The organism is Alkalibacterium sp. f15 (assembly GCF_049389645.1).
Taxonomy (GTDB): Bacteria; Bacillota; Bacilli; order Lactobacillales; family Carnobacteriaceae_A; genus Alkalibacterium.
Genome location: NZ_CP186540.1, coordinates 782,735 through 797,873 on the forward strand (window position 1 = coordinate 782,735; position 15,139 = coordinate 797,873).

14 protein-coding genes are annotated in these 15,139 nt (G+C 37.8%); 5 read left to right on the forward strand and 9 right to left on the reverse strand.

Annotated elements, in window-relative coordinates:
* Nucleotides 1-288 precede the first annotated feature (288 nt).
* Both ACO1PF_RS03860 and ACO1PF_RS03865 read left to right on the forward strand, forming a co-directional pair.
* On the forward strand, nt 289-1,824 hold the full coding sequence (locus ACO1PF_RS03860; RefSeq protein ID WP_423190035.1) for an AbgT family transporter: 1,536 nt from the start codon (nt 289-291) through the stop codon (nt 1,822-1,824).
* 95 nt (nt 1,825-1,919) lie between these two features.
* Entirely contained in the window at nt 1,920-2,198 is a 279-nt protein-coding gene (locus ACO1PF_RS03865; protein WP_423190036.1) for a hypothetical protein, read from the forward strand.
* 236 nt (nt 2,199-2,434) lie between these two features.
* Here the strand turns inward: ACO1PF_RS03865 and ACO1PF_RS03870 are convergent, their stop codons facing one another.
* Nucleotides 2,435-3,775: an aminopeptidase C gene (locus ACO1PF_RS03870; RefSeq protein ID WP_423190037.1), complete on the reverse strand. Its 1,341-nt coding sequence runs from the start codon at nt 3,773-3,775 to the stop codon at nt 2,435-2,437.
* A 206-nt stretch (nt 3,776-3,981) separates the two neighbouring features.
* On the opposite strand from ACO1PF_RS03870, the gene alr reads away from it, so the two are divergent.
* Nucleotides 3,982-5,151 (forward strand): alanine racemase, encoded by a 1,170-nt coding sequence (gene alr, locus ACO1PF_RS03875; RefSeq protein ID WP_423190038.1) that lies wholly within the window; start codon nt 3,982-3,984, stop codon nt 5,149-5,151.
* 105 nt (nt 5,152-5,256) lie between these two features.
* Here the strand turns inward: alr and ACO1PF_RS03880 are convergent, their stop codons facing one another.
* From ACO1PF_RS03880 to ACO1PF_RS03915, 8 genes are all read right to left on the reverse strand, one after another.
* Nucleotides 5,257-5,415: a hypothetical protein gene (locus ACO1PF_RS03880; RefSeq protein WP_423190039.1), complete on the reverse strand. Its 159-nt coding sequence runs from the start codon at nt 5,413-5,415 to the stop codon at nt 5,257-5,259.
* Between the two features lie 25 nt (nt 5,416-5,440).
* Nucleotides 5,441-5,719 (reverse strand): hypothetical protein, encoded by a 279-nt coding sequence (locus ACO1PF_RS03885; protein WP_423190040.1) that lies wholly within the window; start codon nt 5,717-5,719, stop codon nt 5,441-5,443.
* Between the two features lie 499 nt (nt 5,720-6,218).
* Nucleotides 6,219-7,442 (reverse strand): 3D domain-containing protein, encoded by a 1,224-nt coding sequence (locus tag ACO1PF_RS03890; RefSeq protein ID WP_423190041.1) that lies wholly within the window; start codon nt 7,440-7,442, stop codon nt 6,219-6,221.
* A gap of 269 nt (nt 7,443-7,711) precedes the next feature.
* Entirely contained in the window at nt 7,712-8,476 is a 765-nt protein-coding gene (locus ACO1PF_RS03895; RefSeq protein ID WP_071848359.1) for an ABC transporter permease, read from the reverse strand.
* Entirely contained in the window at nt 8,476-9,126 is a 651-nt protein-coding gene (locus tag ACO1PF_RS03900) for an ABC transporter ATP-binding protein (protein WP_423190042.1), read from the reverse strand. The genes ACO1PF_RS03895 and ACO1PF_RS03900 overlap by 1 nt, the downstream gene beginning before the upstream one ends.
* Before the next feature lie 73 nt (nt 9,127-9,199).
* The gene (locus ACO1PF_RS03905) at nt 9,200-10,102 is read right to left on the reverse strand and encodes a YitT family protein (RefSeq protein ID WP_423190043.1); all 903 of its coding nucleotides are present in this window, start codon (nt 10,100-10,102) and stop codon (nt 9,200-9,202) included.
* Complete coding sequence (locus ACO1PF_RS03910; protein ID WP_423190044.1) at nt 10,092-11,711, reverse strand: amidohydrolase; 1,620 nt, start codon at nt 11,709-11,711, stop codon at nt 10,092-10,094. The genes ACO1PF_RS03905 and ACO1PF_RS03910 overlap by 11 nt, the downstream gene beginning before the upstream one ends.
* A 118-nt stretch (nt 11,712-11,829) precedes the next feature.
* Nucleotides 11,830-12,456, reverse strand: coding sequence for a glycosyltransferase family 32 protein (locus ACO1PF_RS03915; protein WP_423190045.1), 627 nt, complete (start codon nt 12,454-12,456; stop codon nt 11,830-11,832).
* A 171-nt stretch (nt 12,457-12,627) separates the two neighbouring features.
* Here ACO1PF_RS03915 and ACO1PF_RS03920 point away from each other — a divergent pair, with 171 nt between their 5' ends.
* Nucleotides 12,628-14,007, forward strand: coding sequence for an MBL fold metallo-hydrolase (locus ACO1PF_RS03920; protein ID WP_423190046.1), 1,380 nt, complete (start codon nt 12,628-12,630; stop codon nt 14,005-14,007).
* 377 nt (nt 14,008-14,384) lie between these two features.
* The gene (locus ACO1PF_RS03925; RefSeq protein ID WP_423190047.1) at nt 14,385-15,062 is read left to right on the forward strand and encodes a TetR/AcrR family transcriptional regulator; all 678 of its coding nucleotides are present in this window, start codon (nt 14,385-14,387) and stop codon (nt 15,060-15,062) included.
* Nucleotides 15,063-15,139 lie beyond the last annotated feature (77 nt).

Sequence of the window (15,139 nt, forward strand, 5' to 3'; positions counted from 1 at the left end):
CCTTTTGTTTCATTGCTTAAATTATAAAAGGAATCGATTTATATTACAATTTTAATTAACGATACTTGTGAAAAAGTCCATTTTTTAATGACTTCTCAAGTTTAGTCTATAAATTAAAAAAATAATTGGTTATATTTTATTGAAATTACCCTGTGTTTTGTATTAGAATAGAATTTATAGTATAATAAAAAATGGAGCTAAATTTTAATCTTACTTATGATTCCTTCATTATTATGATTTGTAAGATTAGAACTTATTCCTATTTCAAAAATTAAAGGAGGAAATTAAATGAATGATTCTGAAAACAATAGTAATAAAGGCTTTCTCGGGTTTATTGAACGTGTCGGTAATGGATTACCACATCCAGTTATTATTTTCGTAATATTAGCTTTAGCAATTATTGTGATATCCGAAATCGTTGCTCGTTTTGGTGTCCCAGTTGAATATTTTAGCGCAGCTGAAGGGGATTTCGTAAGCGTCGAGGCTGTATCATTAATGTCAAGTGATGGGATAGCACATATCTTTAATAGTGGTGTAACTAACTTTACAGGCTTTGCACCTTTAGGTACAGTACTTGTTGCTATGCTAGGTGTAGGTGTTGCTGAATGGACAGGCTTGATTTCTACGACACTTAAGAAATTATTGAAAGGCGTGCCAACAGGACTTCTAACTGCTTCTGTGGTATTTGCTGGTATTATATCTAATATCGCATCCGATGCCGGATACGTTGTTGTTATTCCTTTAGGTGCTATTATCTTTGCAGGAGCTGGTCGTCATCCTATTGCCGGTCTAGCCGCAGCCTTTGCTGGTGTATCTGCAGGATTCTCAGCTAACTTGATCTTTGGTCCTACGGATGCATTGCTTGTTGGTATTACAAACGAGGCTTTAACCGCTGGTGGTATTGACTACGATGTAGCTGTTACAGCAAACTGGTACTTCATGATTGTTTCTACATTTGTACTAACTGCAGTAGGTGCTTTTGTCACAGAGAAAATAGTCGAGCCGCGGCTCGGCGAATATAATGGGAGTTACAAACCAGACGATGAACCCATTACAGATATTGAAAACAAAGGTATGCTCAATGCATTTATCTCATTGCTTGTCTTCTTGGGTATTATGGCGTTCATGATGGTCCCAGAAAACGGGGCGTTTAGAGCCCTCGATGAAGCCACTGGAAACATGACATTGGATACCTTCTTGAGACAAGGCTTACTCATGATGATTTTCTTGCTTTTTGCAATTCCCGGTTATTTCTATGGAAAAACAACTGGTAAGATCGAAACATCACATGATTTAGTTAAAGGGATGTCAGATTCCATGAGTTCAATGGGAGGCTACTTAGTCTTAGCCTTCTTTGCCGCTCAATTTATCAACTACTTCGCTTACACAAACTTGGGATTGATCTTAGCGGTCAGTGGTGCTGAATTCCTTGAAGCTATAGGATTTGTTGGTTTACCACTTATTCTAGCTTTCATTATAGTTACAGCGTTCCTTAACTTATTTATTGGATCAGCTTCAGCTAAATGGGCTATTATGGCTCCTGTATTTGCACCAATGTTATTCGAAGTAAACATTGCTCCTGAAATGACATTGATGGCTTACCGTATTGCTGACTCATCAACAAACATCATTTCACCATTAATGAGTTACTTTGCAATGATTCTTGTGTTTGCTAAACGTTACGACGAAAAAAGTGGCTTAGGTACAATCATTTCAACGATGCTTTCATACAGTATCGCATTCTTGATTGCCTGGACACTCCTATTGATTGTATGGTACGTAATAGGCTTACCATTAGGTCCTGGCGCACAAATCATACTATAATTTGATCTTTAATATTTCAGACATGTTCTCCTAGCGAGAACATGTCTTTTTTTTATAATTTTATATTTCATGTTAGAATCATAAGGAGGGTTGAAATGTCCCAAAAATCAAAAAGAAGAGTGCTCCAGTTATTTGGTTTTATCATTGGACTTTTATTTGGTTACTTTCGCCCATCACAAATGCAAGCTATGCTGCCTGTATTAGCGATCGGCGTTGGAATTGGCTATTTTATTTTTTCCACTATTTTATCAGATGAAGAAAAATCAACAGATGATGTCGGGTGGTTCCCCTTTATTCAAATGGTCATGTATTTCATTATCGGTGGAGTCCTGTCATCTAACGTGTTACTGGCATTGGAATTACTATCACAATAATAAAAAGACGAGACTAGGATCATGATCCCAGTCTCGTCTTTTTAATTTCCTCATCATTATTTTATATCCCTAATTGTTACGGTAAGTCTGATCAGGGAAAATATATATGAGTGATTTCTCTTGCCTCTTATTGGGCGTACTTAAGTCATTATCCGTTTGAACAATGCTATGTCTGCTTCATTCGATATATTCACGATAAGCCTAAGTTGAGTCGTGTTAAGTTTTAAAACTTTTTTTTATTTCACCATTGCTAAAGCGCCCATTGGATCCCAAGGTTCCAATTCGACCACTGGTTCATCCAAGGCTTTGAGCCATTTTCCGTCAATGTATTTGCGCTTAACTGCAACTTGGTAATTGTATTCATCAAACCACTTATCACTCATTGAATACATACCTTTGTCTCCATTTTTATCTCCCCAACTGTTTTCAACTTTCCATTTGATTGGGTTGCCCTCGTCGTCTAGATCAACTCCGACAAAGACCATAGCATGGGTTAACAAGCTATCACCATAATCGAGACGCTGTGCCTTTGTCAATTCAACTGACTCACCCAGAGTCGCTTCATAATCGTATGCTTTATCATCCATGATTCCCGCTTCACGGTCAAGCATTTTACCAACATCACATCCGAACCAAACTGGTTCACCATTTTTAATTGACTGCATAGCGGCATCTTTTAAGGCTTCGATAGGCGCATTAACATATTTAATAGGTTGAGCTTCTTTTATTGTGCCTAAATATTTTACCGTATAGGCTTTTCCAAAAGGTTTGTCTTCTGTAGGAGCATTAATCAAGCTAATGCGTTCCTCTAGATCCCACTTGACATATTTTTCGAAGAAATCTTGAGGTGTGATTTCACTGATACGGTTGAATTTATCATCTTTATCACGATATTCATACGTAAATGTTTCTGGCACTTCACCTAATGTCTTAACTAAAAGTGAATAGACAAAATAGAGATAGTCCTCTTTCTGATTCATCAACTCTTCTTTACTTTTACCCGCTTTAAAACTTTCACGTAACTTGGCAGCAAAATCTCTTAATTTTGAAGTAAGTAACTGATTTAATTCTTTAGTATTAGAAGAATGATAGGTTTCTGGCATGGCAGCTTTAGGTACTGCACCATATTTTTCTAAGATACCGGAAAACATATCCCATTGTCCGCCATCTTGAACAGGCGCCTGTAAGAGATGCTGAACTAAACGTGAATTTAATGGTTCATCTACTGTTTCAATAATGCTGTCTAAGAAATAATTGGATTTCTCTAACTTGTCCCAAAACAATGTGTAATTTTCAGAGAATTCGAATGTTTTAACATTTAGTTTTTCCATAGTATCTATACGTGCTGTATTTAGGGCCGCAAACATCCAGCAACGTCCGCTCGACTTTTGATTTGTTATTTCTCCCTTTTCAGTTTCATCAGAAAAAACAAAATTATGGCGGCGTGTCATGTTGTTATCAACTGATGATTTATTAATGCCAACTTTTGCAATCGCATTTTGAACAGCTTTGTTTGTCATGTTGTCATTAAATTTATCTCTATATGTCTCCAATGTTTCTCTGGTAATTTTCATCATATTTACATCTCCCTTTGGTCACTGTATCTATCTTATCTAAAAACAAACACAATGACAAGGTGTCATTTTATTATTTCATTATCTATTATAAACGGAACAATAACTTGAGCTGAGATTTTAACTGTAACAATAAAATATTAAAGTGCTTCTTCAATATACCTCCTCGTTCATGTTAAAATAGGGAGTAACCGAAAGGAGTTTTAATCGTGCATTATGGTAGTTATCGCTATACACGTGCAACAATCGACTTAGATAAAATCACTTACAACTATAAACAAGTGAAAGGATTACTATCCCCAAAAACCAAATTCATGGGTGTGATCAAAGCTAACGCTTATGGCCACGGGGCTGTAGAAGTGGGGAAACATTTGGAAAAACAAGACGTCGACTTTCTTGGTGTCGCAATATTAGATGAAGCAATGGAATTAAGAGAAGCAGGGATTAAAAGTCCGATTCAGCTATTAAGCCCTATTGAGCCTGACACCATCCCACTGGCAATTAAAAATGATATCTCTATAACTGTTTTTTCAAAAGAAATTGCTGAAAAAGTAACAAAAGATGCAGAGAACCTGCAAAAAAAAGCAAAAATTCATTTAAAAGTTGATTCAGGCATGGGTAGAATTGGTGTACGTTCACGAGAACAAGCTTTAGAATTAAGCCAATTGATGGCTTCTGAATGGGTAGTTTTTGAAGGGATATTTACTCATTTTGCTGAAGCAGAAAACACTGCTGATCCAACCTACACAGAAAATCAATTCAATTTTTTCATTGAGATTGTCGACTATCTAAAGCAGCAGAACATTTATTTTGATTTGACCCATTGTAGTAATACGGCAGCTACACTATTATACCCTGAGTATCATTTAGATATGATACGGACTGGTATTTCTTTATTTGGCTATCATCCGGATAAATCCTTAGAAGATGTAATTAATCTTGAACCGGTTATGCAGTTATCCACTCACGCTGCATTTTTCAAGCAAGTTGAAAAGGGACAAACGATTGGTTACGGCAGAACCTATGAAACGCCTGAAGAAAAGACTATCGCAACTATACTAATTGGTTACGCGGACGGTATCCCTAGAGAATTATCTAATCGCTGGTATCTGACTACAGAGAAGTATAAAGCACCCATCGTTGGTCGAATATGTATGGATCAATTAATGGTGGATGTCAGTGAAATACCTGATTTTTCAGAAGATACAGAGCTTGTATTTATTGGTGATCCTAGTGATGAGCATCCCAGCATCTACAAAATGGCTGAACTGACAAATAGTTTCCATTATGAAATATTATGTGGTATCGGAAAACGTGTACCCCGCGTGTATTTAAAAGATGAGACAGTTGAAGCCAAATATAACGCACTACTTAACTAAAAAGCAAAAGAAGCACAAAACCTTTATTATCGAAGGTTTTGTGCTTCTTTATTTACAAATATTGTTTTATCATAATACTTATAACTGACGACTAAAAGAACATTCTCATTCGTCAGTTTCGTCGTACACATCTTCGTCTAAATCATCTTCCGTTTCTTCGACATCTGGTGAATCGTTGTCGTCACCATTATACGAATCTCCACAAGCAGCTAAAAGTAAGCCGCCGGTCACAGTCAGCGTGAGTAACTTTGCTACTTTCTTCATTCTCAAATTCCTTTCCAACACCAAATTAATCCGTATCTTCGTCATCCATGTCGTCATCAACATCGTCGTCCATGTCGTCATCAACATCGTCGTTCATGTCGTCATCAATATCGTCGTTCATGTCGTCATCAATATCGTCGTTCATGTCGTCATCAATATCGTCGTTCAAATCTTCATCCATTGGATCTGCCGGATCCTCTATTCCCGGCAGATCATTATCATCGATCTCATCTGCATCTCCACAAGCAGCTAAAAGTAAGCCGCCGGTCATAGTCAATGTGAGTAATTTCGTTAGTTTTTTCATTTTGTATGCTCCTTTCAAAGAATGAATTTATGATAAAAATTATCCATCTATATCGTCTCCGGTATCGTTATCTAGTTCTACATCTGCGCAATCATCCGGATCTTCTCCATCACATCATGCAGCTAAATACAGTCCCACCAACACATTTATCCTTAAGACTTGGATAGTTATTTCATATCATCTCTCCTTTTATTTGTTTGTTCTACTAAGGATTCATCAGATTAACTCCCGTGTAAAAACGGCAACACTTCCTAATTTTTTTAGCTAACTTCGGATTAATTATTTGAAGTCGAATGGTAGAAGTGGCTATCACTAAAAGTTAATCCTTTACTTGAGTACACACTAACATGAATTAAAATCGATTTAAAACATAACGATTTAACAACTTATTTACTAATATGACATTATTATTATGTTGTTTACAGTTTGTTTTAAATAGCAAAAAAAAGAATAAGCATAAGGTATAAACCTTATGCTTATTCTAATTTGTATGAGTTAATTAGTTTAAAATTTTAATGTCTAGTTCACGACGCCCAAATTGCCATGCAGCTTCTAAGTCTTCCATATGAAGGTCAATACGGGTACCTTTGATTGCACCACCAGTGTCTCCAGCAACGAATTCACCATATCCCGGTACAAATATTCTTGAACCTAATGGAATAACATTTGGATCAACAGCGATAACACGAGAATTTTCTCTTAAATCAATTCCAGCAAACGTAAAGTTACTTAGACTTTCTTGATTACGAGAATAAGCAGTTGCTTCAACTGTCATCCAAGTACCCGATTCATCTTTAGTTTCTGCTTCAACCGCTTGGTTAGAAGATGTTGAGGCTTTTGCTTCAGTCGCTTGAGCCTGTGCTACTTCTTCGGCTTTCGCCGCTTCTGCTGTTTCTGCTGCTTCTTCAGCGTTTGCTACTCTTGCTGCTTCTTTAGCATTTGCCGCTTCTGCTGCTTCCGCCACTTCGGCTACTCTTGCTGCTTCTGCTGCTTCTGCTGCTTCTGCTGCTTCTGCTGCTTCTGCTGCTTCTGCCGCTTCTGCTACTTCTGCTGCTTCTGCTGCTTCTGCTGCTTCTGCTGCTTCTGCTTCAGCGTTTGCCGCTTCTGCTGCTTCTGCTTCAGCGTTTGCCGCTTCTGCTGCTTCTGCTGCTTCTGCCGCTTCTGCCGCTTCTGCTGCTTCTGCTGCTTCTGCCGCTTCTGCTTCAGCGTTTGCTGCTTTTGCCGCTTTTGCCGCATCTTCAGCTTCTAATGCTTTTACTGCTTTCGCTATTTGTTTTTCTTCTTTAGCTTCTTCTACTTCTTTGGGTGTTTCTGTTTCTTTTACTTCTTCTGTTGAAACATCGTAACTTACAACTTCTTCTTCATTTTGTACGGAAACAATTGATAAATCTTTACTTAAATAAACCGTTGACCCAGCCTGAATTAAGTTGCGATTATCAATTTCGTTAACTTTAGCAAGTTTTTCGACTGAAATATCAGTTACTTGAGAAACTCCCCATAGTGTATCGCCCCATTGGAGAGTATACTCTAATGTTTCATTCTCATTTTCCATATCTGCTTTTGCATCATTAATTTGTTCTTCAATCTCAAGCACCGTACGTGGTACCCAGTTTGAGCTACTGAATTCATTTGCGCTTGCTTCTGTATCGTTAGTTAGTATCATTAAACCCGCTGCAGATAGTGTTAATCCTGCTTTAAGCCATGTGTTTTTCTGAATAGTCATTAACAAATTCCCCTTTTCGTTTCATTCGACTGGTTAAGGTTTCCAGACAGTTTCTAATTGTGTTCAACAGTCTTTCCTGAACAACTGTATGCATCTTACCATGCTATTTGAAAATTAAAAGGGGTTTGAACGCTTTGTCACTTCCTTTTAGTTAGTTTGTATTATATCTGTTTTATTCTTACAGGACTATTTCAGATTAGAGATACCCTGTAACAGTGTAATATAAAAAGCCTCCTCTACTTATGTAGTAGAAAAGACTTTTCTGTTACTTAAATCAGCAACTGATTCCGATCATTATAATATTCTCTGTACGCTAAGTAGCTCGCAATAAAACTGGCAATACTGGTTACTGATATCAGCATAAACATTACAACAATTTGATACCGAATCGCATCTGTAGGATCTACTCCTGCAAATATCAATCCGGACATCATGCCAGGTAAGCTGACCAATCCAACTGTCTTGGTACTATCTATAGAAGGACTCATTCCTGTTTTGACACTTTCTCGAATAATACTCATCGACGCTTGCTTTTCATTCGCTCCCAATGCCAGCTTTTCTAATACCTGCTGTCTCTGATCAGTAAATTTACTGTTTAGCGCTCGAAAAGTCAATCCTATTGCAACCATAGCATTACTGGCTATCATTCCTGTAATAGGAACAATTTGTGATGGCACCCATTCAATTGCTCCTGAGACAATCATGATACTTAAGGTTATTGCAGTCCCTGCTCCGATAGCAGTTAATGATATTACAAGGGAATTAGAAATGCCCTCACTTCTTTTGTGTGCATTGAAACCGGCATTGAAAACAATAAACAACACCATAGCCAATGTTACAAAGAAATCATCGACTTGAATGACATACTTCAATACAAATCCGATGATGAACAGCTGTATTACAGCTCTTACAGCTGCAATAAAAATATCATTGCCTAAACCCAATTTTTCTTTGTAAGCTACAAAGACAGCAATAAATATTAATCCTGTTGATAACAGCAGCGAAAAATTACTGATTTCTAAATTAGAACCCATTATTTATCTGCCACCTTTCCGTCAATGATGTGAATAACGCGATCCGCTTGATTAATTTCTCTTTCATCATGCGTAACAGAAAGTATGGTCATGTCCGCTTCTTCATTTAATTCGTCTAAAATGGCATAAATAATCTCTTTGTTTTCTGCATCCAGTGAACTTGTCACTTCATCAAGCAAAATGATTTCTGGTTGATATAACAAATTCCTTACAAGAGCGACACGTTGTTTTTCTCCACCGGATAAATCTTTTACAGCTTTATCTAAGTAAGTACGATTTAATTTCACTCGCTCAAGCATGGTGACACTTTTCGTTTCATCAAACTCCTCATCACGTATTTCATAAGGAAAGGACAAGTTGTCTCTAACGGTTTGATCAAACAACGTGGCATTTTGAAAGAAATAGGAGACTTTTTTTCGATAATCTATTGGGTTGATGTCAGCAATATTCTTCCCGTTATAGCTGACGATTCCTTCTGTGGGGGATAACATGCTCGCAATGATTTTGAGTAAGGTGCTCTTTCCTCCACCTGAAGGACCTGTAATTGTCACGCGTTCCCCTTTATTGATGGAAAAATTCAAACCCTTTAAAATCTTTTCCTGATCTACACTGAAACTAACATTCTTGATCTCTATTATTCTTTCTGCCATTCTTTTTCTCCTTTACGTTTGCCTACTTTATAATAATTATAAAGTAAGCAAACTAAATTGCAACCATTCTAGACTAATCATTCCAAGTTTTTTCAGCTTGAGTGATTCGTTCAGCTTTCACCTCTTCAGCCAAGTAAGTAAACCCTTCTCCGGTCACCTCTTGAACGTGAGAAATAGTCATGAACGCATTAGGGTCGATCGCTTCTACGATCCGTTTGATACGCAGTACTTCTCGTCGACTGATAATAATATATAAAATTTCTTTTTTCTCTTTTGTATAATAACCCTTGCCATCTAAAATAGTTATGCCTCTGCCAAGTTGTTGTTCAATAGCATCAGCAATTTCTACATACTTGTCAGAAATGATAAAGAAAGATTTTCTCGGATTCAGCCCTTCTAGTATGAAGTCGATCACTTTACTTTGGATGTATAAATTGATCAGTGTCAAGAATGCATTTTCTGCACCAATAACGAACGCGCTCGGTACCACTACCAAGACATCGATCATGAGCAGTCCTGTTGGCACATTGATACCGACGTACTTATGCAATAATTTAGCAATGATATCACTGCCGGCAGTTGTGCCGTGCCCTAGCATAATCAATCCTATGCCGGTACCCATAAATATACCTGAACCGATGGGCGCTAATAAAGTCGTCTCCGGAATGAATTCCCATCTAGTTACAACCAGTAAAAGTACCGATATGATTCCATTGGCCACTAAAGTGTAATACAAGGTCTTTTTATCCAAGAACTTGTAACCAATCGCCAATATAACGATATTAGCGATAAAAATGGTGTAAGAAGGTGTAATATTCAGGACATAAAATAGGATCAGCGAAAACCCTGTTAAACCACCTTCGGACAAACCGTTAGGAACAGTGAAGACATTGACACTGATAGCATAAAGCAGCGAACCTATGACAATGAGCGCCAAATTCTTTAAACGTGTCTTGGTTATGATCTTATTTTTCATCTGCTTCACCCACGCTATAAACACAGTCCCCATCGACATAGGTCTCTATAACCTTTATCGCTTTGATTTGTTGAGGTTCACAGGTGAAAATATCTTTGTCAAGAATGATAAAATCAGCCAGGTAACCTTCTTTAAGCCGCCCTTTATCTGTCTCTTCAAAGGACGCATAGGCTCCTTCATAAGTATACGCATCTATGGCTGAATAAATATCTACAGCCTCACTTGGTAGATACGGTTCAGCATTTGAAGAATCTAAACGATTTCGAGTCACTGCACATTGAATATTAAAAAAGGGATTGAACGAAACGATCGGAGCGTCACTGCTAAACGATTGATGGATCTCTTTATTTATCATTGTCTGAAAAAGATATGAAGTGTTCGCACGTTCTTCCCCGACACGGTCATAGATAATAGGCATATCATCATCCAAGAAAATGGGCTGTACATAGGTTAAGTAATCTTTCTCAGCTACACGCTCAATGAGATCCATTCCAGTTATCTGCATGTGATTTATTCCCAGTCTCAGGATGTTCGGCTGACCATTTAAGGCGGCATCATATGCGTTTAAGATCGTCTCGATCCCACGGTCTCCGATGCCGTGGATGATCACTTGAAAACCATGATCCACTGCTGATTTGACTTCTTCTGTTAATGTTTCTTGAGACTTTGTTAACATTCCCCGAGTTGTCAGATCGTCGGAATAAGGTTCTCTCAGCGCAGCTGTCCGTGATCCGAGCGTACCATCGATAAAGAATTTTATCGGACCCACTTTATTCCAGCTTGACCCTTGTTGAAAGGAATAAGAACTATTTAAAAAACCTGATAGATATTTGCCATCATTAAACCAGATCTGCTGGTAAAAACGAAGTGTTAATCGCTGTTCCTTTTCCAATTCTTCATAGAGCTTCAATGTCTCTTCAATCGTCTCGTCTTTTGCATCATTCGTGTGCATGGAAGTGAGTCCGACTTGATTGGCTAATTTCATCGTATCGATCAACAGCTTTTTCTTCTCCGCTTTTGTTTTGCGGGGAAGTTTTGCTTTGACTAAATCAACGGCGCCTTCGGTTAAGACTCCTGTAGGCTTGCCCGACTCGTCTTTGATTATTTCTCCACCATTTGCAACGGTTGTGTCGCTTGTGATACCGAAATAGTTTAACGCGGCTGTATTCAAACTCATAACATGTCTGTCTACACGCACTAAAACAACCGGAACATCTGCAGATGCCTGATCCAGATCGAACCGGTTGGGCATCCTCTTTTCATCCGTAAAGGTTGTATGGTTCCATCCTTCGGTGTATAAAATGGTTTCTTTCGTCAACTCATTTTCATCAATGTGTTTTTGACAACGCTCTATAAGTTCTTTCATTGAACTGACATCTGTAATAGGTAACAAACTAAGATATTCAGCGGTCATCAAAAAATGCAGATGCGAATCGATCAGACCCGGCAAGACTGTTTGTCCTTTTAAATCAACGACAGACTCTCCTTTAAAGACACTTAGACATTCATTTTTGCTTCCTACTTTAATGATACGGTTATCCTCAATGATCATCGCCTCAGCGAATGACTCTCGTTCTATGTAAATTTTTCCATTTTTAAATAATTTCATGCAACCCATCCTTTCATAAGATGACACTCCTATTTATTATACAACTAAAAAATAACGTATGTATATACACGAAAAAAACCAGAACATAAATGTTCTGGTTTGCCTAATCAAATAATTATTATAACCAGCTACCCGTAAACTGATGGATGCCATGTGTATTAGGCGTCGCATCCACTTCACGTGTCCAATAATCTTTAGGGGAAAAATATTCACGTGGTAAAATAGTGCAATTTTCTATTTCTTGTCGCGTATTATTAGGTTTAAGTCCTCTTTCAATCATTATCTCAGTGATTCTATCTACATTTGTTTTATCGTCACGTGTACCATCAGGCAAAATAAACTCTCTACCCTCATAATCTTTGTACAGTTCTTCAATAAATGGATGATGGGCTTCTGCACCAATAATTCCTGTTGATATTTCCGTTTCGATTTCAAAACTGAAAAAGGCAGGAAATTCACGAAATTTATCTATCGGTTTTATCAGTTCCATATCGGTGTCACAATACACCCCACCGTGCTCTTTTAGTGCATGTAGACGTGCCACATCCGAAACAAAGGCATAGTCTTCTCTTTCATAAGCTTGTTCTGCATACTTTCCATGCTCTTTGGGAGTGAAATTTGATTCATCCCATCGCATAATTTCCCAATCAGGACAATACTTTTTCCAGCTTGCTAAACATTTTTCTTCGAGCGGTCCGAGTTCATTTCCTCCGAACCAAGCATAATGAATGATCTTAGGTATCATAATTATCTCTCCCTTTAAAGTACTACTATCTATTTTAACAAACCAGTATATAAAAAATCGATTATAAAGACTTAAGCGGATCAATAAGCATTTCCTTAAAAGGACTCACCTATGCATGTTAAAATGATTAATAATAAGCGTTCTGTTAAAAAAATTAGGGAGTGGACATAAATGTATTTTAAATCTTTTTTTGATAAGCAATTAGCTCAAATGGCTTACTTAGTGGGCTGTCAGCAAACGGGAGAAGCCATCATCATCGATCCGCTGCGTGATCTTGAAGACTATATAAAAGAAGCTGAAGCGGAAGGATTAACCATTACCAAAGGAGCGGAAACACACATTCATGCTGACTTTGCTTCCGGACTCCGTGATGTGAAACGGAAATTAAATGCACAACTTTATGTCTCCGATATGGGAGATGCTGACTGGAAATATCAGAATATGCCTGACGACACAGTTTACCTCAAAGCAGGAGAAACAATTGAAATCGGTAATATCATACTAGAAGTCTTGTATACCCCTGGACATACACCTGAAAGCATTTCTTTCATGTTGACAGATAAAGGGGGAGGATCATCTGTTCCTATGGGTATCTTCTCCGGAGATTTCTTATTTGTCGGAGATGTTGGTCGGCCAGACTTACTCGAAGCCGCCGCGCAGATGGAAGGAACCACCGATTCTGGCGCAAAAGATATGTACCATTCCGTACAGAAAGCCAAAGAGCTTCCCGATTACCTGCAAGTATGGCCGGGACACGGCGCCGGAAGTGCCTGTGGTAAATCATTAGGGGCTGTCCCGATGAGTACCTTGGGATATGAAAAAGAAAATAACTGGGCTTTTCAGCTCGACGATGAAGAAGCCTTTAAAAAAGAACTTGTTCTGGAGCAACCTGAACCGCCCAATTACTTTGCAGAGATGAAAAAAATAAACAAAGTCGCTGTTCCAAAAGCTTTAGATACTCGCGTATATCCTATCAATTCAACTGGATTTTCAGAACTGATTATTGACTTACGTCCTAAAGAAGTTTATCAGGCACATCATAAGTATGGCACACTCAATATTCCGATGAATGATAATTTTTTAAGCTATGCGGGTTGGTTCCTGGATTACGATAAAGAATTGACACTGATCGGTTCCAAAGAAGATGCCGACGAAGCAAGCAAACAGCTTTTACTCATCGGCTTTGATAAAGTCAACGGCTACGCTAGCCCAGATGATCTTGATAACTTGACTGTTTCTCTCAATATTGAAGCAGCTGAATTTGTAGCCTTATATCAGAAAAATAAAAACAGCTTAAATATTCTAGATGTACGTAATCGCTCAGAATGGGATGAAGGACATCTAAAGGGAGCAAAACGGGTCTTAATGGGAGACCTTTTGAACGAAGACATTCCTTTTGCCGAAAACGACCCTCTTTTTGTCCACTGTGAATCCGGCGTGCGTTCAAGTATCGCCTTGGGCGCTCTGGAAAAGAGAGGTTTCACTCATGTCATTAATATCAAAGGTGGCTACGGCGATATAGAACAAATAATGAACGATCAATTAACTTGAAATAAAGGACGTATCCCTGCAATAAGGATACGTCCTTTATTAATTTAGACCAAATTTTCCCTATTACACCATTATCCTCTTTTACATCTGCAGCACAGCAATATAAGAACGTGCCTTACTCAATAAAAATGTGTGGAATCCATATTTCAAGAAACAATGCACGATATTCTCTATCTTTACTAGGTTTCCTATCGGGACAGGTCTTTAGATAACATGTTTTTGATTCTTTGTTTAAAAAGTATCTTTAGTGTGGGAACATTCGTATCGATTTTTATATAAAAATCTCAATACATCTGTCTAATTATCTCTCTTTATCACTATGGAACATTCACTCTCTTACTTAAAAGCTCTTGCTTGTTTTCAAGTAAAACCGTAAGATGAAATCAAAACTACCTGAAGGAGCGGTTGAAGTGGACTCCATTTTTGAACTGTTTAAACATAAAATTGAAAACAATGAGAAACTAACTCCGAAGATGCAGGATATCTTGGAAGCTAGCTTATTATTGTTTGCTGAAAAAGGCTACTCAAACACCTCAACTAAAGATATCGCACGCTCAGCAAATGTTGCAGAAGGCACTATCTTCAAGCATTTCGGCTCAAAAGAAAATTTGCTTTATGCCAGTATTTTACCGCTCCTCAGTCAATCGCTCGAAGACTTGATTCCAACATATTCACAAAACAACCTGGATAGGCTTAGCACCATGTCATTTGCAAATTTTCTTCACCAAGTTCTGCCAGAACGAATAAATTTTGCCGGAAACAATCTAAAAATCTGGAAAATATTCCTGACAGAATATCTCTATCAAGAAACGATGCGCGATAACTTGATCACATTGATTCCTAAAGTATTGCTCGATGAAATCAATCAAATCATAAATCTATTTAAAGAAAAAAAAGAAATTATAGATTGGCCAAACGAAGAAATCATCCGTCTCATCATCAGCATCATCGCTGGTTATGTCGTTGCCAAATCAATGGGCTTTTCCACCAACTCTGAAACCAAGACTGAAACCGATCATCTCATTCTTTTTCTCGAAAAAGGACTTCATCCTTAATTTGACCTTGACAGAATAACTAATTAGAGTCTATACTCTAATTAGAGTTAAAAGTGAGTGATTACTCACTTTCTAAT

Bases quoted from the DNA above. Each gene is read 5' to 3' on its own strand.
- ACO1PF_RS03860 (WP_423190035.1), top strand. From the start codon at position 289: ATGAATGATTCTGAAAACAATAGTAATAAAGGCTTTCTCGGGTTTATT.
- ACO1PF_RS03865 (WP_423190036.1), top strand. From the start codon at position 1,920: ATGTCCCAAAAATCAAAAAGAAGAGTGCTCCAGTTATTTGGTTTTATC.
- ACO1PF_RS03870 (WP_423190037.1), bottom strand. From the start codon at position 3,775: ATGATGAAAATTACCAGAGAAACATTGGAGACATATAGAGATAAATTT.
- ACO1PF_RS03880 (WP_423190039.1), bottom strand. From the start codon at position 5,415: ATGAAGAAAGTAGCAAAGTTACTCACGCTGACTGTGACCGGCGGCTTA.
- ACO1PF_RS03885 (WP_423190040.1), bottom strand. From the start codon at position 5,719: ATGAAAAAACTAACGAAATTACTCACATTGACTATGACCGGCGGCTTA.
- ACO1PF_RS03890 (WP_423190041.1), bottom strand. From the start codon at position 7,442: ATGACTATTCAGAAAAACACATGGCTTAAAGCAGGATTAACACTATCT.
- ACO1PF_RS03895 (WP_071848359.1), bottom strand. From the start codon at position 8,476: ATGGGTTCTAATTTAGAAATCAGTAATTTTTCGCTGCTGTTATCAACA.
- ACO1PF_RS03900 (WP_423190042.1), bottom strand. From the start codon at position 9,126: ATGGCAGAAAGAATAATAGAGATCAAGAATGTTAGTTTCAGTGTAGAT.
- ACO1PF_RS03905 (WP_423190043.1), bottom strand. From the start codon at position 10,102: ATGAAAAATAAGATCATAACCAAGACACGTTTAAAGAATTTGGCGCTC.
- ACO1PF_RS03910 (WP_423190044.1), bottom strand. From the start codon at position 11,711: ATGAAATTATTTAAAAATGGAAAAATTTACATAGAACGAGAGTCATTC.
- ACO1PF_RS03915 (WP_423190045.1), bottom strand. From the start codon at position 12,456: ATGATACCTAAGATCATTCATTATGCTTGGTTCGGAGGAAATGAACTC.
- ACO1PF_RS03920 (WP_423190046.1), top strand. From the start codon at position 12,628: ATGTATTTTAAATCTTTTTTTGATAAGCAATTAGCTCAAATGGCTTAC.
- ACO1PF_RS03925 (WP_423190047.1), top strand. From the start codon at position 14,385: ATGAAATCAAAACTACCTGAAGGAGCGGTTGAAGTGGACTCCATTTTT.